At 65.3% G+C, this 21,891-nt stretch carries 24 protein-coding genes; 16 read left to right on the forward strand and 8 right to left on the reverse strand.

The window, feature by feature from the left end; all coding sequences use genetic code 11:
- Positions 1 to 40: 40 nt before the first annotated feature.
- The gene (locus tag PVW46_RS03370; protein ID WP_069210507.1) at positions 41 to 1,006 is read right to left on the reverse strand and encodes an ABC transporter ATP-binding protein; all 966 of its coding nucleotides are present in this window, start codon (positions 1,004 to 1,006) and stop codon (positions 41 to 43) included.
- A 37-nt stretch (positions 1,007 to 1,043) separates the two neighbouring features.
- On the opposite strand from PVW46_RS03370, the gene PVW46_RS03375 reads away from it, so the two are divergent.
- The 4 genes from PVW46_RS03375 to polA all read left to right on the forward strand — a co-directional run bounded on the left by PVW46_RS03375 (position 1,044) and on the right by polA (position 5,920).
- Positions 1,044 to 1,223, forward strand: a complete 180-nt coding sequence (locus PVW46_RS03375; protein ID WP_069210508.1) for a zinc-finger domain-containing protein — start codon at positions 1,044 to 1,046, stop codon at positions 1,221 to 1,223.
- Between the two features lie 98 nt (positions 1,224 to 1,321).
- Entirely contained in the window at positions 1,322 to 2,233 is a 912-nt protein-coding gene (locus PVW46_RS03380) for a pirin family protein (RefSeq protein WP_069210509.1), read from the forward strand.
- A gap of 106 nt (positions 2,234 to 2,339) precedes the next feature.
- A complete protein-coding gene (gene trhA / locus PVW46_RS03385) occupies positions 2,340 to 3,035 on the forward strand; it encodes a PAQR family membrane homeostasis protein TrhA (RefSeq protein WP_069210510.1) in 696 nt (231 codons plus the stop codon).
- A gap of 77 nt (positions 3,036 to 3,112) precedes the next feature.
- Positions 3,113 to 5,920, forward strand: coding sequence for a DNA polymerase I (gene polA, locus PVW46_RS03390; protein ID WP_069210511.1), 2,808 nt, complete (start codon positions 3,113 to 3,115; stop codon positions 5,918 to 5,920).
- 12 nt (positions 5,921 to 5,932) lie between these two features.
- Here polA and PVW46_RS03395 read toward each other — a convergent pair whose 3' ends face one another.
- The 5 genes from PVW46_RS03395 to PVW46_RS03415 form a co-directional block, all read right to left on the reverse strand.
- Positions 5,933 to 6,469, reverse strand: a complete 537-nt coding sequence (locus PVW46_RS03395; RefSeq protein WP_052244423.1) for a putative glycolipid-binding domain-containing protein — start codon at positions 6,467 to 6,469, stop codon at positions 5,933 to 5,935.
- Positions 6,470 to 6,525: 56 nt separating this feature from the next.
- Positions 6,526 to 7,713, reverse strand: a complete 1,188-nt coding sequence (locus PVW46_RS03400) for a S8 family serine peptidase (RefSeq protein ID WP_069210512.1) — start codon at positions 7,711 to 7,713, stop codon at positions 6,526 to 6,528.
- Positions 7,714 to 7,860: 147 nt separating this feature from the next.
- Complete coding sequence (locus PVW46_RS03405) at positions 7,861 to 8,850, reverse strand: adenosine kinase (protein ID WP_043140439.1); 990 nt, start codon at positions 8,848 to 8,850, stop codon at positions 7,861 to 7,863.
- Positions 8,847 to 9,491 carry an endonuclease III gene (nth, locus tag PVW46_RS03410; protein ID WP_069210601.1) on the reverse strand — a complete coding sequence of 215 codons (645 nt, stop codon included), beginning with the start codon at positions 9,489 to 9,491 and terminating at the stop codon, positions 8,847 to 8,849. The genes PVW46_RS03405 and nth overlap by 4 nt, the downstream gene beginning before the upstream one ends.
- Positions 9,492 to 9,646: 155 nt before the next feature.
- Positions 9,647 to 10,567: a Hint domain-containing protein gene (locus tag PVW46_RS03415; RefSeq protein WP_274574645.1), complete on the reverse strand. Its 921-nt coding sequence runs from the start codon at positions 10,565 to 10,567 to the stop codon at positions 9,647 to 9,649.
- Between the two features lie 183 nt (positions 10,568 to 10,750).
- Here PVW46_RS03415 and PVW46_RS03420 point away from each other — a divergent pair, with 183 nt between their 5' ends.
- From PVW46_RS03420 to PVW46_RS03430, 3 genes are all read left to right on the forward strand, one after another.
- Positions 10,751 to 11,593: a methylated-DNA--[protein]-cysteine S-methyltransferase gene (locus PVW46_RS03420; RefSeq protein WP_043140441.1), complete on the forward strand. Its 843-nt coding sequence runs from the start codon at positions 10,751 to 10,753 to the stop codon at positions 11,591 to 11,593.
- Between the two features lie 176 nt (positions 11,594 to 11,769).
- Positions 11,770 to 12,429 carry a YiaD family glycine zipper/OmpA-like lipoprotein gene (locus tag PVW46_RS03425; protein ID WP_043140442.1) on the forward strand — a complete coding sequence of 220 codons (660 nt, stop codon included), beginning with the start codon at positions 11,770 to 11,772 and terminating at the stop codon, positions 12,427 to 12,429.
- Between the two features lie 114 nt (positions 12,430 to 12,543).
- A complete protein-coding gene (locus PVW46_RS03430) occupies positions 12,544 to 13,095 on the forward strand; it encodes an NADPH-dependent FMN reductase (RefSeq protein WP_088672450.1) in 552 nt (183 codons plus the stop codon).
- Positions 13,096 to 13,100: 5 nt separating this feature from the next.
- Here the strand turns inward: PVW46_RS03430 and PVW46_RS03435 are convergent, their stop codons facing one another.
- Positions 13,101 to 13,499 (reverse strand): VOC family protein, encoded by a 399-nt coding sequence (locus tag PVW46_RS03435; RefSeq protein WP_069210515.1) that lies wholly within the window; start codon positions 13,497 to 13,499, stop codon positions 13,101 to 13,103.
- A gap of 38 nt (positions 13,500 to 13,537) precedes the next feature.
- Between PVW46_RS03435 and PVW46_RS03440 the strand changes: the two genes are divergently transcribed.
- The gene (locus PVW46_RS03440) at positions 13,538 to 14,341 is read left to right on the forward strand and encodes an HTD2 family dehydratase (protein ID WP_069210516.1); all 804 of its coding nucleotides are present in this window, start codon (positions 13,538 to 13,540) and stop codon (positions 14,339 to 14,341) included.
- A gap of 36 nt (positions 14,342 to 14,377) precedes the next feature.
- On the opposite strand, the gene PVW46_RS03445 is transcribed toward PVW46_RS03440, so the two are convergent.
- Positions 14,378 to 15,067, reverse strand: a complete 690-nt coding sequence (locus PVW46_RS03445; RefSeq protein ID WP_043140453.1) for a sugar transferase — start codon at positions 15,065 to 15,067, stop codon at positions 14,378 to 14,380.
- A 937-nt stretch (positions 15,068 to 16,004) separates the two neighbouring features.
- On the opposite strand from PVW46_RS03445, the gene PVW46_RS03450 reads away from it, so the two are divergent.
- From PVW46_RS03450 to prfH, 8 genes are all read left to right on the forward strand, one after another.
- Entirely contained in the window at positions 16,005 to 16,619 is a 615-nt protein-coding gene (locus PVW46_RS03450; RefSeq protein ID WP_043140456.1) for a ribonuclease D, read from the forward strand.
- A 12-nt stretch (positions 16,620 to 16,631) separates the two neighbouring features.
- A complete protein-coding gene (locus PVW46_RS03455) occupies positions 16,632 to 17,246 on the forward strand; it encodes a hypothetical protein (RefSeq protein WP_043140708.1) in 615 nt (204 codons plus the stop codon).
- Positions 17,243 to 17,740 (forward strand): LptA/OstA family protein, encoded by a 498-nt coding sequence (locus tag PVW46_RS03460; RefSeq protein WP_043140459.1) that lies wholly within the window; start codon positions 17,243 to 17,245, stop codon positions 17,738 to 17,740. The genes PVW46_RS03455 and PVW46_RS03460 overlap by 4 nt, the downstream gene beginning before the upstream one ends.
- A gap of 1 nt (position 17,741) precedes the next feature.
- Positions 17,742 to 18,500 carry an LPS export ABC transporter ATP-binding protein gene (gene lptB / locus PVW46_RS03465; protein WP_069210517.1) on the forward strand — a complete coding sequence of 253 codons (759 nt, stop codon included), beginning with the start codon at positions 17,742 to 17,744 and terminating at the stop codon, positions 18,498 to 18,500.
- 274 nt (positions 18,501 to 18,774) lie between these two features.
- Positions 18,775 to 19,338, forward strand: coding sequence for a ribosome hibernation-promoting factor, HPF/YfiA family (hpf, locus tag PVW46_RS03470; protein ID WP_043140463.1), 564 nt, complete (start codon positions 18,775 to 18,777; stop codon positions 19,336 to 19,338).
- Between the two features lie 65 nt (positions 19,339 to 19,403).
- The gene (locus PVW46_RS03475; protein WP_043140466.1) at positions 19,404 to 19,868 is read left to right on the forward strand and encodes a PTS sugar transporter subunit IIA; all 465 of its coding nucleotides are present in this window, start codon (positions 19,404 to 19,406) and stop codon (positions 19,866 to 19,868) included.
- 256 nt (positions 19,869 to 20,124) lie between these two features.
- The gene (locus tag PVW46_RS03480; protein ID WP_069210518.1) at positions 20,125 to 21,237 is read left to right on the forward strand and encodes an RNA ligase RtcB family protein; all 1,113 of its coding nucleotides are present in this window, start codon (positions 20,125 to 20,127) and stop codon (positions 21,235 to 21,237) included.
- The gene (gene prfH / locus PVW46_RS03485; protein WP_069210519.1) at positions 21,237 to 21,845 is read left to right on the forward strand and encodes a peptide chain release factor H; all 609 of its coding nucleotides are present in this window, start codon (positions 21,237 to 21,239) and stop codon (positions 21,843 to 21,845) included. Before PVW46_RS03480 ends, prfH begins: the two co-directional genes overlap by 1 nt.
- Positions 21,846 to 21,891: the final 46 nt, after the last annotated feature.

Raw genomic sequence — 21,891 nt, forward strand, 5'->3', positions numbered from 1 at the left:
GGGGTATTTTTGCCAAGAAGAAGCCCGGGTGTGGGCGGGCTCAGGCCGCGGTGCTGCTGGTCAGGGCGAGGAAGACATCCTCGAGGTCCGGTTCCTCGGTCCTCAGCTCGCGGATGCGAATGCCGGCGGATTGCACCGCGGCCAGCACCTCTTCGGCGCGGGTCTGGGTCGAACGGTAGGTGAGGGCGAGGCTGCCATCGGGGCGGGTCTCTGCCTCGATCCCCTCGGCCTGCGGCAGTTGCTTCGGCGTTTCTTCGGGCTGGATCACCATCGTGCGCGCGTCAAGCCGCCCCAGCAGGTTCGAGGTGCTGTCCTGTGCCACCAGCTGGCCGTGGTTGATGATGGCGATTTCATCGCACATCTCCTCGGCTTCTTCGAGGTAGTGGGTTGTCAGGATGATGGTCATGCCGCGCTCGCGGTTGAGCTTGCGGACGTTGTTCCAGAGCATCTGGCGCAGCTCGATGTCGACGCCGGCTGTGGGTTCGTCCAGCACCAGCACCTGCGGCGAATGCACCAGGGCCTTGGCCAGCAGCAGGCGGCGGCGCATGCCACCGCTGAGCGTGCGGGCATAGGCCTCTGCCTTGTCGCTCAGGCCGACCATTTCCAGGATCTCATCGGTGCGGCGCTGCGATTTCGGCACGCCGTAAAGCCCCGCCTGCACCTCCAGCGCGCCGCGCGGGGTAAAGAACGGGTCGAGGTTAAGTTCCTGCGGCATGACGCCGATGGCGGCGCGGCTCTGGCGCGGGTTGCGGTCCTGGTCCCAGCCCCAGATCTGGACCTGTCCGGCGGTCTTGATGACAAGACCGGCGAGGATGTTGATCAGCGTTGATTTGCCCGCGCCGTTCGGCCCCAGCAGCCCAAAGACCGAACCAGCCGGCACGCTCAGGTCGACGCCTTTCAGCGCCTGTTTGCCGCCCGCATAGGTCTTGGTCAGGCCCTCGATGCGGATTGCGGCGTCATTCTGCCCCTTGTCCAACGGCTTGCTCCCCTTCTCCGCTTTGGTCATAAGGCAAATAGGCCAGAGCATCGCGAAAGGGAACCAGATGACGACCCAAGCGCCCGAGACCAAGATTGTCGAGAGCTATCGCATCGCCTGTGACGGCGGCGAAGGGGCCCTGGGCCATCCCCGGGTCTGGTTGCAGATCCCGGTCGAGACCGGATTTGTCGAATGTCCCTATTGCGACGCGAAATACGTCCACAAGGATTTCGAGGGCAAGGCCTGAGCCATTCTGTGATCCGCGTCACAGGATCTGTGCGCGGGTGGTGATTGGGGCGTCGCGTTGCGCGCCCTATGTTGTGGCAAACCGATGAGGAGTTTGCCATGACCTTCCGACCTGTCACCTCTCAATCCGCCGCGCAGCCCACGCTGGAGGGCGCCGGCGTGCACCTGCACCGAGTCTTCGGCTTTGGCGATACCAGTGAGAGCGATCCCTTCCTGTTGCTGGACGACTTCCGCAATGAGGACCCGGCGCATTACCTGAAAGGCTTTCCCTGGCACCCGCACCGGGGAATCGAGACCATCACCTATGTCCTCGAGGGCGAGGTGACGCACGGCGATTCGCTGGGCAACGAAGGCGTGCTTGGCGCCGGGTCGGTGCAGTGGATGACCGCCGGGTCGGGCATCCTGCACCAGGAGATGCCGCGCGGGAATGCCAAGGGGCAGATGCATGGCTTTCAGCTCTGGGCGAACCTGCCGTCCTCGCTGAAGATGACGGCGCCGCGTTACCAGGACATCCAGGGCGCGGATATCCCCGAGATCATCGACGATGACGGCACCCGGGTGAAGGTCGTCACCGGCGCTTTCTGGGGCAAGCGCGGGCCGGTTGACGGGATCGCCGCCGATCCGCTGTACCTCGATGTCTCGGTGCCGCCGAACGTGACCAAGGCTTTGCCCATCGACACCCGGGCCAATGCCTTTGCCTATGTCTTTGCCGGGGCCGGGCGTTTTGCCGATGCCGCCGATCCCATCGGCGTGCGCGTCGAGAAAGAGTTCGGCGGGCAGGAGGTGAACATCCGCGACATGTCGGGCAACCGCACGCTGGTGCGCTTTGGCAACGGCGATGAGGTCAAGGTCAGCGCGGGGCCCGAGGGGGTGCGCTTTCTGCTGGTCGCGGGCAAACCGATCCAGGAACCGGTGGCCTGGCACGGGCCCATCGTGATGAACACGCAAGGCGAGTTGCGCAAGGCCATGCAGGACCTGCACAACGGCACCTTCATCAAGCCCGCGCATTGATCGCGCCCGGGGGGAGGGCCAGGCAGCCCTCACCCCGGGTCACGAGTTGCTTACCCTTTCGTGCCAAGGTGTTTGCATTCAACCACGCTGCGGATACCCTGATCCCATGACGGCAAACCGGGACATTCCCATCGCCCTGCCCGACCGGGAAGAGCGGGCTTATAGCCGGGCGGAACTGGCCAGCGACATGATCGTGCACCTGGCGGCGCTTGTCATGGCGCTTGCGGCCGTGCCGGTGCTGATCACCCTGACGGTTGTCTGGCGTGGTGATGCGGCGGGGATCGTCGGTGTCTCGATCTATGGTGGCACGCTGATCGTCATGCTGACCGCTTCGCTGCTGTACAACCACGTCGGACGCCCGCACCTGACCGGCCTGTTCCGGCGCCTCGACATGTCCGCAATCCATCTGAAAATCGCGGGCACCTACACGCCTTTCGCCCTGCTCTCGGGCACCGGGTCGGGCCTTTTGGCCGCGGTCTGGAGCGCGGCGGCAGGGGCGGCGGCCGTGACACTGTTCAAACGGCGCCTGCCCGCCGGGCTGGCGGTGCTGATGTGCCTGGCCACCGGTTGGGCCGTGGTGATCGGCGGCTGGGACATGCTGGCGGCGCTTCCGCTGTCGGTCTGCGTGCTGATGGTGGTGGGCGGTGTGCTTTATTCCGTCGGGACGCCCTTCCTGATGGCCTCGCGCCTGCGGTTCCACAACACGATCTGGCACGGCATGGTGGTCGCCGCCTCCATCGTCTTTTTCGTGGCGGTCTTTCTGGCCGCCGCCGTGCCGCATCCGGTGGTTGCGGCGGGCTGACGCTGAAATCCGCTGCTGGCACCCCGCCGCGGTTCATGGCACATCATGCGTGACATGACCTGAGCGGGAGACGAGACATGGCCAGCACTTTCGGCAAGGGATGCCACCTGCATCTGATCGACGGTTCGGCCTATATCTTTCGGGCCTTCCACGCGCTGCCGCCCCTGACCCGCAAGAGCGACGGGTTGCCCATCGGCGCGGTCAGCGGCTTCTGCAACATGCTGCACCGCTACGTCGAGGGGAACACCGGCCCCGATGCGCCGACCCATGTGGCGGTCGTCTTTGACAAGGGCAGCCATACGTTCCGCAACGACCTTTACGACCAGTACAAGGCCAACCGCGAGGCCATGCCCGAGGACTTGCGCCCGCAGATCCCGCTGACCCGGCAGGCGACCGAGGCCTTCAACATCGCCTGCAAGGAGATCGAGGGTTTCGAGGCCGATGACATCATGGCCACGCTGGCCTGCCGCGCGCGAGAGGCGGGCGGGCGGGTCACCATCCTGTCGTCGGACAAGGACCTGATGCAGCTGGTCGGGGACGGGGTTGAGATGCTGGACCCGATGAAGAACAAGCTCATCGACCGCGAAGGCGTGATGGAAAAATTCGGTGTTCCGCCCGAACGGGTCGTGGACGTGCAGGCGCTGGCCGGGGATTCCGTCGACAACGTGCCCGGCGCGCCGGGCATCGGGATCAAGACGGCGGCCCTGCTGATCAACGAATACGGCAGCCTTGAAGAGCTGCTGGACCGGGCCGAGGAGATCAAGCAACCCAAGCGGCGCCAGACCCTGATCGAAAAGCGCGAGCAGATCGAGCTGTCAAAGAAGCTGGTACAGCTGGACGAGGGCATGGACCTGCCGTTCACGCTGGATGACCTCGAGGTGCGCGACCCGGACCCCGAAGTGCTGCTGGGCTTTCTCACCCAGATGGAATTCCGCACCCTGACCAAGCGTATCGCCGACGGCCTTGGTGTCGAGGCGCCGGCGATCCCCGACACCACCCCCGAGGGCGCCAACCCCAGGGACGAGGACCCGGACTGGCCCGCCATCGACCCCGAGCGCTATGAGACCGTGGCCGACATGGAGGCGCTGCAAAAATGGATCGATCGCGCGAATGAGCGCGGCACGGTTGCCTTCGACACGGAAACCACCGGCCTGAACGAGATGACTTGCGACCTTGTCGGCATCTCGCTTTGCGTCGATCCTGGCCAAGCCTGCTACATCCCGCTGACCCATCGCGGCGAAAGCGGCGAAGGGCTGTTCGAGTCGAAGGAGCTGACAGAGGGTCAGATCCCTCTGGAACAGGCGCTGGAGGCGCTCAAGCCGATGCTGGAGGACCCGGCGGTGATGAAGATCGGCCAGAACATGAAATACGACGCCAAGGTCATGGCGCGCTATGGCGTGCAGATCGCGCCCATCGACGACACGATGCTGATGTCCTACGCGATGAACGCGGGCCTGCACACGCATGGCATGGACGCGCTGGCCGAGCGCTACCTGTCGCACACCCCGATCCCGATCAAGGAGATCATCGGCAGCGGCAAGAGCCAGATCACATTCGACCAGGTGCCGATCGACAAGGCCACGCGCTATGCCGCCGAGGACGCGGACATCACCCTGCGCCTCGCCCGGACCTTCAAGCCGCAGTTGCACCGCGCCAAGGTCACCCGCGTCTACGAGGGGCTGGAACGGCCGATGGTGCCGGTGCTGGCGCAGATGGAAATGACCGGCATCAAGGTCGACCGCGAGGTGCTGCGCAACATGTCCAGCGCCTTTGCCCAGAAGATGGCGCAGCTGGAAGAAGAGATCCACGAACTGGCAGGCGAGAAATTCAACGTCGGCAGCCCTGCACAGTTGGGCGAGATCCTCTTTGACAAGATGGGGCTGGAGGGCGGTAAGCGCGGCAAGACCGGCAAGTATTCCACCGGGGCCGACATCCTCGAAGACCTGGCGACGGAACATGAACTTCCCCGCCGGGTGCTGGACTGGCGGCAGGTCAGCAAGCTGAAATCGACCTATACCGACGCGTTGCAGGAACACATCAACGCAGATACGGGGCGGGTGCACACCTCTTATTCAATCGCGGGCGCGAACACCGGGCGGCTGGCCTCCAACGATCCGAACCTGCAGAACATCCCCGTGAGGTCAGAGGAAGGGCGGCGCATCCGCACCGCCTTCATCGCGCCCGAGGGGCAGGTGCTGGTCAGCCTCGACTATTCTCAGATCGAGCTGCGCATTCTGGCCCACATGGCCGGGATCGACGCGCTGAAACAGGCCTTCCGCAAGGGCAAGGACATTCACGCCATGACCGCGTCCGAGATGTTCAACGTGCCGCTGGACGAGATGACACCGGACATTCGCCGGCAGGCCAAGGCGATCAACTTTGGCGTGATCTACGGGATCTCGGGCTTTGGCCTGGCGCGGAACCTGCGGATTCCGCGGTCCGAGGCGCAGGGGTTTATCGACCGCTACTTTGAACGGTTCCCGGGCATCAAGACCTACATGGACGACACCAAGGCCTTTGCGAAGGAACACAAACGGGTCGAGACGCTGTTCGGACGCCAGATCCACACGCCCGAGATCGGCGCCAAGGGGCCGCGTGCGGGCTTTGCCCAGCGGGCGGCGATCAATGCGCCGATCCAGGGCACAGCCGCCGACATCATCCGGCGCGCGATGGTGCGGATGCCGGATGCTATCGCGGGCCTGCCCGCGCGGATGCTGTTGCAGGTGCACGACGAACTGTTGTTCGAGGTCGAGAAGGGCGCGGTAGACGAGTTGATCGGCGTTGCCAAAGAGGTCATGGAAAGTGCCTGCGACCCGGTGGTGAAACTGGACGTGCCGCTGGTGGTGGACGCGGGGCAAGGCGCCAACTGGGCCGAGGCACACTGAGGCCCACACGCGTCACTTCTGCGCGATCCAGCGCCCCTCGACGGCCCGCACGATCCCCTGCGCATCCACCGTCAGGTTGGACGTGCTCCCACTGTCTGTCTCGGCGGTCTGGTATTTGTCCTTCGCCGTCCGCCGCAGGACAAGACGCAGAGGGGTCAGGCGCGGCTGGTCCAGGTCGAGACTGGCAAGATCGACCGTGGCTTCCTCCCCGATGCCAAGCACGAGACGCCGGATTGGCAGGGTCAGCGCGGCGGGGGTAAAGCCAAGATGGATATCCTTGGCGCCCGCGACCTCCGGGGCAGGTGTCCCGTTCAGCAGCCAGTCACCCTCTGCATTGCGCTGGATGAAGATGCGGGACCGGGCACCGATCCGGACACGGCGCGTCGTCCCGTCGCCGCGCGCCCGAATACGGTACCGCAACGCGGTCCAGTCCGCATCTGTTGACGACCCGTCGATCAGAAAGCCGCCTTCGGCCTCTGCGAAACGGCATGCGTCATTTCCCGGTCCGTCCTGACGGACCCACAAGACGGCGAAAGCGCCTGCGATCATGGCTGTGCCTCCTCTTTCGGGGACAGTCTAGCACGTTACCGATGCCGTGGCGCCAATCAGTCCAGCGAGCCCTCGGGGGCCTGGATCAGCCCCCTGCCGCAGTCGATGTAAGAGGCCTCGGGACACAGCGGCTCAAAGGTGGCAGAGCGGATCAGACGGGTGGCCAGCATCGGCGCCGTCACCCGCTCTTTCTCGGCGCGCATCCTCTCGACCCAGAGCGCCGCGATCCCCACCGCATGCGCCAGCGCCATCGAGGTGCCGTTGAGCGGACGCAGCCCTTCGCCCGGACCCGCCGAGATGATGCCCACGCCCGGCGCAACCACCGCCGCGCCGGCGTTGGTAAAGGGCGCGGGGCAGAACCCGTCTTCGCCCGGTCCGCAGGCACCCACGGCCAGCACGCCCGCCGCCGCCGCCGGAGCGACGGGGCCGGTTTCGAACTCGGGCGCGATGGTCCGCAGAGAGTCGTTGCCGACGGCGCCCAGCATCAGCGGCACCTGTCCGCCGCCGATCATCATCAGCAGCATTTCGCAGATGCGCAGGTTGCCGCGATAGGCATGGACCGCCGCCGCGGTGGCCAGCATCGCGGGATAGCCCTCTTCGACCAGGGTTTCGATCTGGGCCGAGGTATCGAAGGCCAGGGCAAAGCCGACGATCTGAGCTTTTTCCTGGAGCGTCCAGAGCAGCGCGTTCAGGAAATCCTCGGACCGGCCTCGCCCGTTGTCGGCCAGCACCTTGCCCACCAGCAGGTCGGTGATCCCGCGCGCCACGCCGATCCGTGTGCCGCCCTGATCGCGGCCAAGCACGGTGCCGGCCACATGGGTGCCGTGGCCGTTGGCATCCGCGATACCGGTTCCGGCGAAATCCCGTGCCGTCACCTCGACCCCGGCAAAGCAGGGATGCCCGGCGTCGATCCCCGTGTCCAACAGCGCCACCCGCACGCCGGCGCCCGACATCGGGGTCCAGTCCGCCCCGGTGGCCCGCAAACCCCAGCCGGGGACCATGTCGCAGGCGCGCAGTTCGTCCATCGGTTCGGGGGTCAGCAGGCGGGTCGGCATGGCGGGTTGGATGGTCAGCAGGTCTCGGTCGCCGGCGGTCTCGCGCAGGTCGTCCGGGGTCAGCTCGGCCACCTCGATCTGCGGGTCGGCGGGGGCATCGGCATCCTCCGGCGCAATGCCGGCACCAAGCGGCACGCGCGGCCTGCGCCAGTTTCGGGTTCTGTCCCGCAAAAGGATGTATCGCGTCATTCACCGCGTCCCGGACAACTCAACCCCTGTGGAAAAGGCTAGCGGTCCGGGATGCGCGGCGGAACGGCACTTGCGTGAATGCCGCGTGAAATCACCATGAAATCAGACGGGCGCCAGCCGTAATCGACCCGGCAGGCGCCCGAAGGGTCAGATCAGGCCCTGTTGGCGGAAAAGGTCCAGCAGGCTGGTTTCCGGGCGCGGCCCCATGTGGCTGATGACCTCGCGCGCGGCAACGCTGCCCATGCGGGCCGCTTTTTCCATGTCCGCGCCGGTGGCCAGGCCGAACAGGAAACCGGCGGCGAACTGGTCGCCCGCGCCGGTTGCGTCCACGGGCACGATCTTTTCAACGCTCACGTCGGTGCGGGTGCCCTCGTGCAGGATCGAGACGCCGTCGCCCGACCGGGTGCAGACCACCAGCGGACAGATCGCGCCCACGGCGCGCAGGTCGGCGTCGAGGTCGTCGTTCTGGTACAGCGAGCGGATCTCGTCCTCGTTGCCGATGACGAAGTCCATGTCGTGTTCAATCAGCTTCAGGAAGTCCGCGCGGTGGCGTTCGACGCAGAAGGGGTCGGAAATCGCGATACCCGGCTTGCCGCCCGCCGCCTTGCAGGCGCGCGCGGCCTTCAGGAAGGCCTCCTTCCCCTTGTCCTTGTCGAAAAGGTAGCCCTCCAGGAACAGGATCTCGGCCTCGCCCGCCACGTCCTCGGACACGTCGTCGGGGCCCAGTTCGGCGGAGATCCCGAGGTAGGTGTTCATCGAGCGTTCGCCATCGGGCGAGACAAAGATCATCGACCGGGATGAGGGCAGTTCGCCGCCCTTGACTGGCTCGTTGACGAAGCCGATGCCCTCGTTCTTCATCGCCGAGGCATAGAATTCGCCAAGATCGTCATCCGCGACGCGTCCGATGAAGGCGGTGCGCGCATCCAGGTTTCCCAGGCCGGCGATCGTGTTGGCCACCGATCCGCCCGGCGTCTGCACCCGGTTGCCCATCGCCTCGTAAAGCTGTTCGGCGCGGTCACGCTCGATCAACTGCATGATGCCCTTCTCGATACCCATGTCGGCCAGAAAGGCGTCGTCGGTGCGGGCGATCACGTCGACGACGGCGTTGCCGATGCCGACGACCTGGTATTTCTTCATGTCGTCTTTTCCTCGAATGGACAGAGGTCGTTGATGAGGCAGGCCTTGCACTTGGGCTTGCGCGCGACGCAGATGTACCGCCCGTGCAGGATCAGCCAGTGATGGGCGTGTTGCTGAAAATCGACCGGGATGTTGTCCTCGATCGCACGTTCCACGGCGACCACGTCCTTGCCCGGACAGATGCCCGTCCGGTTGCCGACGCGAAAGATATGCGTGTCCACCGCCTGCGCCGGGTAGTGCCACCACATGTTCAGCACCACGTTGGCGGTCTTGCGGCCGACGCCCGGCAGGCTTTCCAGCGCGGCGCGGCTGTTGGGCACCTCGCCGCCATAGTCCTCGACCAGGATCTTCGCCATCTTGATGACGTTCTTGGCCTTGTTGCGATACAGGCCGATGGTCTTGATGTGCTCGGTCACACCCTCTTCGCCGAGGGCCAGCATCTTTTCCGGCGTATCGGCGATCTGGAACAGCTTTTCCGTGGCCTTGTTGACGCCCGCGTCTGTCGCCTGTGCCGACAACGCCACCGCCACCACCAGCGTATAGGCGTTGACGTGGTTCAGCTCACCCTTGGGTTCGGGTTCCGAGGCCTGGAACCGGGTAAAGATCTCGCGGATCGTGTGGTAATCAAGCTGCTTGGCCATGCGTTCCCCTATGCCCGCAACGCCATTGCGCCGCAAGACCCGGGGTCCTGCCGCACCGGGCGCCTGCCGCCTTTCACGGAAAACGGCCCGGAATTCTTGCAGAACTCCGGGCCGTTCAGGATGCTTGTCATCTGTCCGGCGTCCGCCGTGGCGCCTCAGGCCGCGTCGCGCAGGCCCAGGCGTGTGCGCAGGGCGGCGGGCAACATCCGGGCCGAGGAAATGCGCGGCATGTCCATCTCGGGAATGATGTGCTCGGCGCCGCAGGCGGCCAGGTACTCGGCGTGGTTGTCCAGCTTGTGGCGCCCGGCATAGTCGCAAAAGCTTTCCGACCCCGCGCCTTCGGCCAGCAGCACCTCGTGGCGGGCGGTTTCGACGTGGTAGACGGTGGTCCGGGCCGCCATCTGGGCAACGGGAACAAAGGTGATCGTCTCACCGTTGACCAGGGCGCTGGCGTTCACCAGGCTGCCGTCCAGCACCATCGCGTGATCGCCGGTCAGCACCAGGTCACGTTTCGGCAGGCCATCGCCCAGGGCGCCGGCGTTGATCCGGACCAGCGCGAAACCGGCGTTGAAATGACGGTCGATGGTCTGACGACCGACCCAGCGGACCGGCTCCAGCCGTCCGTCGGCAGTGCGCACCAGGTCACCGGGGGCCAGGTCCTGCACCTCGGTCTCGCCCGCTTCGGTGGCGATGCGGGTGCCTGCTGCGAAACAGTAGGAGTAGGTTTCCTCGACCACGTCCGGGTTGAAATCGAAAGAGGCCGGAAAGGCGGAGGGTTCCGGCAGGTAGTCCGGCACCAGGATGAACACGTTGCTGCCGTCCGCGATGGGGTAATCCCCCGCGGCTGTCATCACCGGGTACAGGTTGCCCTCGATCTCGATGTCGCCGATGTAGATGGTCCCGGAACCCGAGATGTCCTCGCCGACCGTGAACTGGTTGTCGTCGACGCCTTCGCCGCCGAACGGTCCCAGGGCGCCAAGATCGGTCGCCGTCCCGGGGCTGGGCTGAAAGTTGAAGTTGCCCGGGCCACCGTCAAAAACGTCATACTCGATACCTTTGGTGATGCTGAAAGGCATGAGCCTCGCCCCCGTCATTGTTTTGTCAATCACTATCGGAAGTAAGGAATTCCGCCCCGCAGTCAATTTTTTCGGGCCGCGCCCCTGCCGCCCTGCCCAAGGTGTTGCCGGATTGCCTTTGCGCAATATTCGGATCGTGCGTCTTGCGCGGGCGCGGTAAAACCGGGGTCAAGGAGACAGCCGATGCCCAAGGACGACGACCAGAGCTATCACTACAACGTCATGCGACGCGCCATCGAGGCGGTCGACCGGCTGGGCCCGCAGGCGACGCTGGACCAGATCGCGCGCGAGGTCGGCATGAGCCCGGCGCATTTCCAGCGGTTGTTCAGCCAATGGGCCGGTGTCTCGCCAAAGCGCTACCAGCAATACCTGACGCTGGGCCATGCCAAGGCACTGCTGGCGGATCGCTTTACCACGCTGGAGACGGCCCATGCCACCGGGCTGTCGGGGGGCGGGCGCCTGCACGATCTGTTCCTGCGGTGGGAGGCGATGAGCCCGGGCGATTTCGCGCGCGCGGGCGCGGGGCTGACAATCTACTGGGGCTGGTTCGAAAGCCCCTTTGGCCCGGCACTGGTCATGGGCACCGACAAGGGCATCTGCGGCATCGCCTTTTCCGCCGAGACGACAGAGGCCGAGGCGATGGAGGACATGCTGGCGCGCTGGCCGCGGGCAGACTTCGTTGAGGACCCGATGCGCCTGCGCCCCTGGGCGCTGGCGGCTTTCGGCGTCAAGGCGGACGGGCCGGTGCCCTTGTACCTGATCGGCGCGCCGTTCCAGATCAAGGTCTGGGAGGCGCTGCTGCAGATCCCCTCGGGTCATGTCACGACCTATTCCGAAATCGCCGAGGCCATCGAGCATCCGAAAGCGGTGCGCGCGGTCGGCACGGCGGTCGGGCGCAACCCGATCAGCTACCTGATCCCCTGCCACCGCGCCCTGCGCAAATCCGGTGGTCTGGGCGGTTATCATTGGGGGCTGCCGGTCAAGCGGGCCATCCTTGCCTGGGAGGCGGCAAGATTGGAGGCTTGAGGTCTTAACGATCTGTAAAGAAAAGATGTTTCGCGCGCGAAACACGCGTGCCTCCGGATCATGCGCGGAGCCTTGCCGATTTTCCCGGTGACAGGGCTGGGGTTTTGCCGGATGTTATTGCATATCGGCAGTGAAAGACCCCATTCCAGCGGGGCAAACCTGAAAAGAGGCTACACATGATCCGGGCGAAATCCGCGATTCTCATCTCCGCCGTGGCTGTCATCGGCCTGTCGGCCTGTACCACGGGCAACCCGAACGATCCCAACCGCCAGACCAAGCAGGGTGCCCTCGTGGGCGCCGGCGTGGGTGCGGTTGCAGGCCGCCTTCTGGGTGGCGGCGACAGGGGCGAGCGTAACCGGGCGACCGTCGCGGGCGCCCTGGTGGGGGCCGCTGCGGGGGCCGCCATCGGCAACCAGCTGGACAAGCAGGAAGCAGAACTGCGTCAGCAGATGGGCGACAACGTCACCATCCGCAACACCGGCGACCGGCTGATCGTGACCATGCCTCAGGACATCCTGTTCCCCACCGACAGCGCCAACCTGCGCCCGACCCTGGTGTCGGACCTGCGCGACGTGGGCCAGTCGCTGCTGGCCTACCCGAACACCACCGCCCAGGTGATTGGCCACACCGACAGCGACGGCGACGCCGCCTATAACCTGGACCTGTCCCAGCGCCGCGCGCGCTCGGTCGCCAACGTGCTGATCTCCGAGGGCGTGCCCTCGTCGCGGATCTCGGTCATCGGCCGGGGTGAGGATCAGCCGGTGGCGTCGAACCTGACGCCCGAGGGAAAGGCCCAGAACCGCCGGGTCGAGATCGTGATCCTGCCCAACGGCTAAGGCCGGGCGATCCTGACAGGGGCTGTGCCCCGGTTTATCCGACAGATCAAAGCGCCGCGCCTTGCCGCGGCGCTTTTTCCATGTAGGTCAGGACGAAACAGACAGGAGATCACAATGCCGGACCCCACCCTCGTCGGCCTTTGCGGCGCCCTGCGCGCCGACAGCAGCAACCGCAAACTGATGTTCGAGGCCGCCCGTCTCTTTGCCCCCGACAGGTTCAGCGAACTCGATCTGCGTTTCCCGCTGTTCGACGAGGACATCCAGAACGGCGACGGCATTCCCGCCGCCGTGCAGGCCGCCGCAGATGCCATCGCGGGTGCGGATGCGGTTCTGGTGGTGACGCCCGAATACAACAAGGGCCTTTCCGGGGTGCTCAAGAACGCGCTGGACTGGATCAGCCGGACCGAGGGCGCGCCCTGGCGGGACAAGCCTGTGGCGCTGATGTCGGCGGCGGCGGGCCGCGCCGGGGGCGAGCGGGCGCAGAATATGGCGCGTCTCTGCCTCAACCCATTTCGTCCGCGCCTGCTGACCGGTCCGGAAGTCATGCTGGCACAAAGCCGCAAGCAGTTCGACGAGGACGGGCGCCTGACCGACGAACGCGCGCTGAAGCTGCTGGGCGACCAGATGCAGGAACTGCGCCGCGAGGTGGAACGGATGCGCGGCTGAAGCCCTCAGGCCGGGTTGGAAATCTCGATCAGGTTGCCGTCCGGATCGCGGATATAGATCGACCGGATCGGGCCGCTTGCGCCGGTGCGCGGCAGCGGTCCCTCCTCGATCGTCACGCCTTGGGCGGCCAGATGCGTCTGCCACTCTGCCAGGGGTGTTTCGCTGAGAAAACACAGGTCTGCCGTTCCGGGGCCGGGCCTGCGTGCCTTGGGGTCGAACTCCTGCCCGGCGGTGTGCAGGTTGATCTTTTGCCGCCCGAATTTCAGCGCCCATCGGGTGCTGCCATCGGCGGGGGTGAACCGCTCTGCCTGCATCCCCAGGACGGTTTCGTAGAATTGCCGCGTGGCGGCGGGATCGGCGACGGTCAGCACCAGGTGATCGAGCGACTGGACGGCAGGTGGCATGGCTGGAATAACCCGGCAAAAATCAAGGAGCGTGACCCATGCAGACTGGCCCAGCGACCGAGCGCCGTCAAACCGACGTGATGGATCCGGACCGCGCCCGCGCCCTGCAGGCGGCGCTGGACCTGCCCGTGACCATCGACGCGGGCACGCCCCTGCCGGTCTTCTTTCACCAGATCTATTTCTGGGACGCGCAGCCGCCCGGCGTGCTGGGGCGCGACGGGCATCCGCGCGTCGGCACCGGCCTGATCCCCGACCTGGGGCTGCCGCGCCGGATGTGGGCGGGCGGCGCGTTGCAGTTCCACGCGGCACTGCGAGCGGGGCAGATGGCGGAAAAGGTCTCTCGGGTGGTGGACGTGACCCGCAAGGAGGGGCGCAGCGGACCGCTGGGTTTCGTCACGCTGGCGCATGAGATCTGGCAGGGCGGCCAGCTGTGCGTGACAGAGCGGCAGGACCTCGTCTATCGCCAAGACCCGGACCCGTCCGCGCCGCGCCCGGTGCCGCCAGAGGCCCCGACAGGCGAAGAGGCCAGCCGCGAGATGGGTTTTTCCGAGACGCTGCTGTTCCGCTACTCTGCACTGACCTTCAACGGCCACCGCATCCACTATGACGTGGAATACGCGCGGGCGGTCGAGGGCTATGACGGGCTGGTGGTGCATGGCCCGCTGCTGGCGCAGGGGCTTTTGCTGTTCGCGCAGGACAAGGCGCCGGTGCGCGGTTTCAGTTTTCGGGCGACGGCGCCCCTGATGCATGACGAGCGCGCCACCCTGTGCCGAAACGGCAACGACCTCTGGGTGCGCGGCCCGGACGGGCGCCAGTGCATGCAGGCGACGGTGGAATACTGATGTGTGGCGCCGGGGCGTCGCCCCGGCCGAATGCGCTCAGCAGCCGGTGCCGTGCACGACCACGCGCACCGTCTTGACCAGCACGCGCAGGTCATTGGCCAGCGACAATTGCGCCAGGTAGGCGGTGTCGAAACCGGCGCGCTGGGCAAAGGAGCTTTCGTTCCGCACCGAGACCTGCCAGTAGCCAGTGATCCCCGGGCGCAGCGCGTAATAGGCGGTGCCGGGATAGATCTCCTGCTGGCAGGGCATCATCGGGCGCGGACCGACCAGCGACATGTCCCCGCGCAGCACGTTGAACAGCTGCGGCAGTTCGTCGATCGAGGTCTTGCGGATCAGCGACCCGATGGTCGTGACGCGCGGATCGTGGCGCAGTTTCTGCGTGCGGTCCCATTCCGCGCGCGCGGCGGGGTTCTGATCGAGATAGTCGCTCAGCCGGGCGTCGGCATCGGGCACCATGCTGCGCAGCTTCCAGATATTGAATATCCGTCCATTCCGGCCGATCCGTTTCTGCGAGTAGAAGGGCGAGTGACCGTCGCGTGCGACGAGCAGCGCAAAGATGCCGACGATCATCAGGATCGGAAGGGCACCGAGCAGGACGAGCGTCACGTCGAGCCCCCGTTTGAAGACGTCGCGGTAAAGGGCGGGACCGGTTTCGGCGCGCAGCGCCTCGTCGATCAGCTTCTCAATTCTGGCCGTTGGCAGCGGCTGGCGCAGTTGTAGTGTCAAGATGACCTCCTGAGTCATGCGTTGACGAGAGCACGGGAAATTGATCCGAGTTTATCGCTGTTTCAGGCATAGTTCCGCCATGACACGCAAATGCGTGTCCCCCCGGACGTCAGGGCAAATTGCCCTGGCCATGTCTTCGAATGGCGATGCGCGAAAGGCGCAGCAGACCTACCGAGATACTCCCATTGTGGAAGCACCAACCCCCAAGTGCAGTTTATTTAAATTGCGACGAAAGTTTGTCCCAATCGTTCGACAGATTTCTTATGGCTTCACGCGGCCGTTCCGTCAATCTGCACCGGAGAGCGCAACCAAAAGGTGAAAAGTGCGCTTGTGGAGGCGATTGAAATACGGGGGAAATTTCGGTTGAACGCTCAATAATGACGCGAAATTCGGGGGTGTTTTCAGCGTCCCCAGGCAGCTTTGTTTCCCGTTGGTTAATCGAGGGCTTTGAAACAATTTCGAGGATTTTGGCGGGCAGATGTTTCCAGATCGGGAACAGTCTCTGGAAATAAGGGAAACAGGGCTGGGGCGCTGAGGCAATGGTCTCTTGGAAATCTTGCGGGTGCCTGTAAATTCATCCTGGCGGAAACAATGGCGGCGACGTGCCGTAACGGAATGCGCCGCTCGGTGGATTCTGATGCGGCTTTAGGGGCGACGGATATATTCGACAATTATAGGGGGAGTTGCCAAGCTCACGGATTGTTACAAATATAAGAAAATCGAGAGGGCTCGGCCTTGATCCTGCCCGAATCACACCTTGGCGCCGCCATTGATTCGCCCGGATCTGCCACAAACTTGCCGGATTTTCGCCTCTTGCGGGAGAAATGTGGCGCGACAACACATTTGGCGAGAGCCGCGGCAGGGAGGCCAGTGTTGAAAGCCCGCATGGGCGCGGATATGTCGAGCCGGCAAGCGGATCGGGACGAAAGGGCGCACTGTGACCAACCATCTCTACAAGGGCGATCTTCCGGATGATCTGGACCTTGGCCCGGTCGTGGCCATCGACTGCGAGACGATGGGACTGAACCCGCACCGCGACCGGTTGTGTGTCGTGCAGTTGTCGGGCGGCGACGGGAATGCCCACCTCGTTCAGATCGCCAAGGGACAGACAGAGGCGCCCAACCTTGCGCGCCTTCTGACGGATCCGCAGGTTCTGAAGCTGTTTCACTATGGTCGGTTCGACATCGCCGCGATGTACAATGCCTTTGGCGCGCTGGCAGCGCCCGTCTATTGCACCAAGATCGCCAGCCGGCTTGTGCGCACCTATACTGATCGCCACGGCCTCAAGGCCCTGACCCAGGAACTGCTGTCCGTCGACATCTCGAAGCAGCAGCAATCCAGTGACTGGGGCGCCGCGGAGCTGACCGAGGCACAAAAGGACTATGCCGCATCGGACGTGCTGCACCTGCACCGGCTGCGCGACGCGCTGAACGAGATGCTGGACCGCGAAGGGCGCACGGAGATTGCCCAGTCCTGTTTCGATTTCCTGCCGACCCGGGCGATCCTTGACCTGGAAGGCTGGCCAGACACCGATATCTTTGCCCATGCGTAAGAGGGGATGAACATGCGCCGGGGAGACGGGCTTTACTCGCGGGTGATCGCCTGGCTGAAGATCCTTCTTCCCCTGGTGGCACTGGCCATGCTGTCGACGTTGTTCTTCCTATCCCGCTCGACCGAGCCGTTGCAGGACGTGCCCTTTGTCGAGGCTTTGCAAAGGAATGTCGCGCGCGAGCAGGTGAGCGCGCCGTACTATGCGGGAACCACCACCAAGGGCGACGTGTTGACCATGACCGCGCGCAGCGTGCGGCCCGAGGGGGACGGCCAGATCATCGCCGATGAGCTGGAGGCGCGGATGCGCCTGACCGACGGCAGCGAACTGCGGCTGGACGCCGTCGAGGCGACGCTGCGCGACAGGAACCAGTTGGCGCACCTGCAGGGCGGCGTGCGCATCGAAAGCTCGCAGGGCTATGTTCTGCGCACAGAGGGGCTGATGTCACGGCTGGACGAGATCGCGGCAGAAAGCATCGGCCCGGTCAGCGGCGAGGGTCCGGTGGGCCGTTTCGAGGCCGGCCATCTCAAGATCGCGCCCAGCGGAGAAGAGGGGGCGGTGCAAATGGTGTTTTCCGGCGGCGTGAAACTGGTATATCAACCGCCGAAAGAAGAAAGTGCTGCCGAATGATCCGTCCCCTGCTTGCCGTCATGCTTTTCCTCGCGCCTCTGGGCGCGGCTGCGCAAGGGGCCCAGGTGGCCTTTGGCGGAATGCAGCAGGACACCCGCGCCCCGGTCGAGGTGACGGCCGACACGCTGCAGGTGAACCAGGCCGACGGAACCGCCCTTTATACCGGCAACGTGGTGATCGCGCAGGGGCAGATGCGGCTTGCGGCACCTCGGGTGCTGGTCGTCTACTCGAACGAGGCCGGGCGGATCCGGCGGATGGAGGCCACGCGCGGCGTGACCCTGGTCAGCGGCTCCGAGGCGGCAGAGGCGCAGCGCGCGGATTACGACATCGAGGCCGGGCAGGTCGTCATGACCGGCAATGTCCTGCTGACCCAGGGCCCAAGTGCGCTGACCGCCGAACGCATGGTCGTCAACCTCAGCGACGGCACCGCGCAGCTGTCGGGCCGGGTGCGCACCGTGTTGCAGCAGGCACCCGACGGCGAGGGGCAGCCCTGAGATGGCCCGCCCGGACCTGAGCGTGACCGAAGGCGACAGTGGTCTTCGCGTCGAACACCTGCGCAAGAGCTATCGCAAACGCGTCGTCATCCGCGACGTCAGCCTGCGGGTGGACCGGGGAGAGGTTGCGGCGCTGCTGGGGCCGAACGGGTCGGGCAAGACGACGTCGTTCTATGCCATCGCCGGGCTGGTGAATCCCGAGGGCGGGCAGGTTCTGATCGACGGGTATGACGCGACCTATCTGCCGATGTACCGCCGCGCGCGGCTGGGCATCGGCTATCTGCCGCAGGAAATGTCGATCTTTCGCGGCATGAGCGTCGAGGACAACATCGGCGCGGTGCTGGACATCGCCGAACGCAACGCCCACCGCCGCCGCGAGCGGCTGGAGGAACTGCTGGGCGAGTTTTCGATCGAACACCTGCGCCGCGCCCCCGCGCTGGCCCTGTCGGGTGGTGAACGGCGGCGGGTGGAAATCGCGCGCTGCCTGGCAGCGAATCCCAAGTACCTGCTGCTGGACGAACCCTTTGCCGGGGTCGATCCGATCAGCGTCGGCGACATCCGCCACCTTGTCGCGGATCTCAAGACCCGGGGCATCGGCGTGCTGATCACCGACCACAACGTGCGCGAGACCCTGGAGATCGTGGATCGCGCCTATATCCTGCATGACGGCAAGGTCCTGATGTCGGGAACGCCGCAGGAAGTGGTGCAGAATGAAAATGTCAGGCGTGTCTACCTGGGCGAGAACTTTCGCTTTGGTTGAAAATCGGACCCTGTGCCCTTGACACTCTCCGGGGACACATTGTCGCTGGATCGCGCGTGATCCGCATTCGGTTTCCATTGACAGACCTGCCGGTTTCCTCATCAAATATGAGTATGGTGCTATCGATCACGGCATTGCGTGTTGGCGGGCTCCTCGGTTCCGAGGTTGTCCGCGTGCATTCCGCGATCCGGTACTACCTTCCCTGAACCTTGTGACGCCGCGACGGGGGCTTGTCCTCCGTGTGGCGTACGGGTGCATAAGAAAAGGACAAATCATGCGCTATCAGATCACGGGAAAACACATCGATATCGGCGATGCGCTCCAGGTTCATGTCACGAACGAGCTGGGCGGTGTGCTGGACAAGTACGGCCAGCGTCCGACCGACGCGACCGTGGTTTTCTCAAAGGCGGCCCATGAATATGTCTGCGAAGCGATCGTTCATCTGTCGAGCGGGCTGAACGCTGCCGCCAAGGGACATGCGACGGAAATCTATGCAGCCTTCGAGGCCTGCGCGGAAAAAATGGACAAACAGCTCCGTCGCTACAAGCGCCGGTTGAAAGACCATCACAAGGACCGGTCCGAACCTGTTGAACATTTCGGGGCAGCCTCGTATATCCTCGCCACCGAAGCGGATTCGGGGGAGGAAGAACCCGAAACGCTGCAGCCGATCATCGTGGCGGAGATGCAAACCAAGATCCCGTCTCTGTCGGTTGGGGAGGCCGTGATGCAGATGGAACTGGCCGGAGCGCCTGTTCTGGTGTTTCGCAACGAAAAGAAGGATGGCGTGAACGTCGTGTATCGCCGGGATGATGGCAACATCGGCTGGATCGATCCGTAAGGGTCCGTCCCCCGCCACCAGACCGGACCCGTGCAGTGTTCGCACCCTAGTTACAGGCAGGGCTCATGAAGTTTGTCGATCTCATCTCGCCGACTGCTGTCAAAGTCGTTTCCTCGACCTCCAGCAAAAAGCGACTGATGCATGACATCTCGGACCTCGCGGAGGGCGCTTATGGCGTCAACGCGCCTCGCATCCTCGAGGCGCTGATGGAACGCGAAGCCCTGGGGCCGACGGGTGTCGGCCACGGGGTCGCGCTGCCCCATGCGCGGATTCCCGGCATCGACGAGGTGGCGGGCGCCTTTATCCTGCTGGAAAAACCCGTCGACTTCGACGCGGTCGACCGCCAGCCCGTGGACATCGTCTTTGCTATCTTCGCCCCCGAAGAGGCCGGGGTCGAACATCTCAAGGCGCTGGCGCTGGTTTCGCGCAGCCTGCGGGACCAGGGGCTTTGCGCCAAGCTGCGCGCCAACCCGGTGCCGACCACGCTTTACACCATCCTGACAGAGACCGAGGCCTCCAAGGCCGCCTGAGGCATTTGCGCGACAAAGGCGCGAGGTCAGGAATTCCCCCGTTGGCGTTGATACGCCGGCGGGGTATCTCAGTTGCATTCATCACCCCGACAACAGAGGAGGGCCGCACATGACCGGATCTATCGTCACCGCTTCCTCCCTGGATCGTTCGGGCCGCTGATTTTCCGCGCCTGCGGGCGCGCGCCATCCCCCCTTGGACGATCCGCCTTTGCGGCCTTTTCCAGGCCGCCTCTCATGATTTGAGAAAGACGGACCTATGGGAAATTCCCCCATCGCGGCACCTGCGCGTGTCTGCGAATTCTACTCTGACGGCGCCTGGATCGAAGGACGCGCCGTCGATCAACTGAACGAGGTTGCCGGCTGGCCCGGCATGGGCGTCGTTGCCGGGTTTCCCGACCTGCACCCGGGCCGTCATGGCCCGGTCGGGGGCGCCTTCCTGGCCGACCGCATCTATCCGCAACTGATCGGTCCGGACATCGGCTGTGGCATGGCGCTGTACCGGCTCGACCTGCCGCGCCGCAAGCTGAAGCTGGACAAGGCCGCGCGGCGGCTGGAGGTGTTGGAAGACGGGACGGCGGCCGAGGAGGCGCGCGCGGCGCTGGCGGGCACGGAGGCCGAGCTGCTGGGGCCCCAGGGGCTGGGCACCCTCGGCGGCGGCAACCATTTCTGCGAACTTCAGGTGGTCCAGGAGGTGGCCGATAAGGCGCCGGGCCTTGCGCCGGGTGACCTGTGCCTGCTGGTGCACACCGGCTCTCGCGGGCATGGCGCCGGGGTTTTCACCGGGATCGAGAACAGCTGGAAGGACGGCTTTCTGCCCGGCAGCGAGGCGGCGGACAGCTATGCCGCCCTGCATGGCGCCGCGCAGGCCTGGGCGCGGATCAACCGCGCGCTGCTGGCGCAGGCGGCCTCAGAAGCCTTGCGCTGTTCGGCAGAGCTGATCTGCGATGCGCCGCACAACCACCTTGAGGGCCGGCCCGACGGCTGGCTGCATCGCAAGGGCGCCGCCGCACCGGATCGCAGGCTGGCGCCCCTGGCCGGGTCGCGCGAGAGCCTGAGTTACCTCATGGTGGTGCCCGAGGGGCCGGCAGAGGCGCTGGGGTCTGTCTCGCACGGGGCGGGGCGGCGCTATGACCGTGCCGCCATGCACGGGCGTATCCGCCGGGTGAAATCGGAACTGGAGGCGATGCGCCAGACCCGGTTCGGCGGGCGCGTCATCTGTGCCGACCGTGACCTGCTGATCGAGGAGGCGGGCAGCGCCTACAAGGACGCGGGCGCGGTTCTGCGTGATCTCGAAGGTTTCGGACTGGCGCGGGAGGCGGCGTCGCTGGCCCCGCTCATCACCTTCAAGACCAGCAAGGGGGGCCGCTGATGGTGACCCTCTTGATTTCCAGCGGCAACGGGCCGGGTGAATGTCAGCAGGCGGTGGGTCATGTGCTGACCCGCCTGGCGGAAGAGGCCGAGGCGCAGGGCGTCACGCTGGACCTGGCCGAACGTGCGGGGCGCACTGGCCCGGTTTCGGCCATTGCCGTGCTCAGCGGGCCGGGGGCCCAGGCGCTGGCGGCGCGCTGGGAGGGTGTGCTGCTCTGGCGCTGTCCCAGCACCCTGCGCCCGCGTCACAAGCGCAAGACCTGGTTCGTGCAGGTCTTTCGTCTGCCCAGCACGGCGCGCGGGGCGCATATCGACCCGCGTGAGGTGGAGATGACCGCGATCCGCGCCGGCGGACCCGGTGGCCAGCACCAGAACAAGACCTCCAGCGCGATCCGCGCGCGCTGGGGCGCATATGCGGTCGTAGTGCGTGATCAACGCTCGCAGCATCAAAACCGGCGGTTGGCCCTGGAGCGACTGCAGGCGCTGGCCGATTCGGATGTCGCCGAGGCACGGGCGGCGCGGGAGGGGCAGGCGCATTGGCTGCACCATCAGTTGCAGCGCGGCGATCCCGCCCGCACGTTCGAAGGGCCGCAGTTCCGCGAACGGTGACGCAAGGCCTCCCCCCCCTTCTTTGGTTTTCCAAATACCTCGGGGG

Origin of the sequence: Mameliella sp. AT18 (genome assembly GCF_028807275.1) — a bacterium.
Classification (GTDB): Bacteria; Pseudomonadota; Alphaproteobacteria; order Rhodobacterales; family Rhodobacteraceae; genus Antarctobacter; species Antarctobacter albus.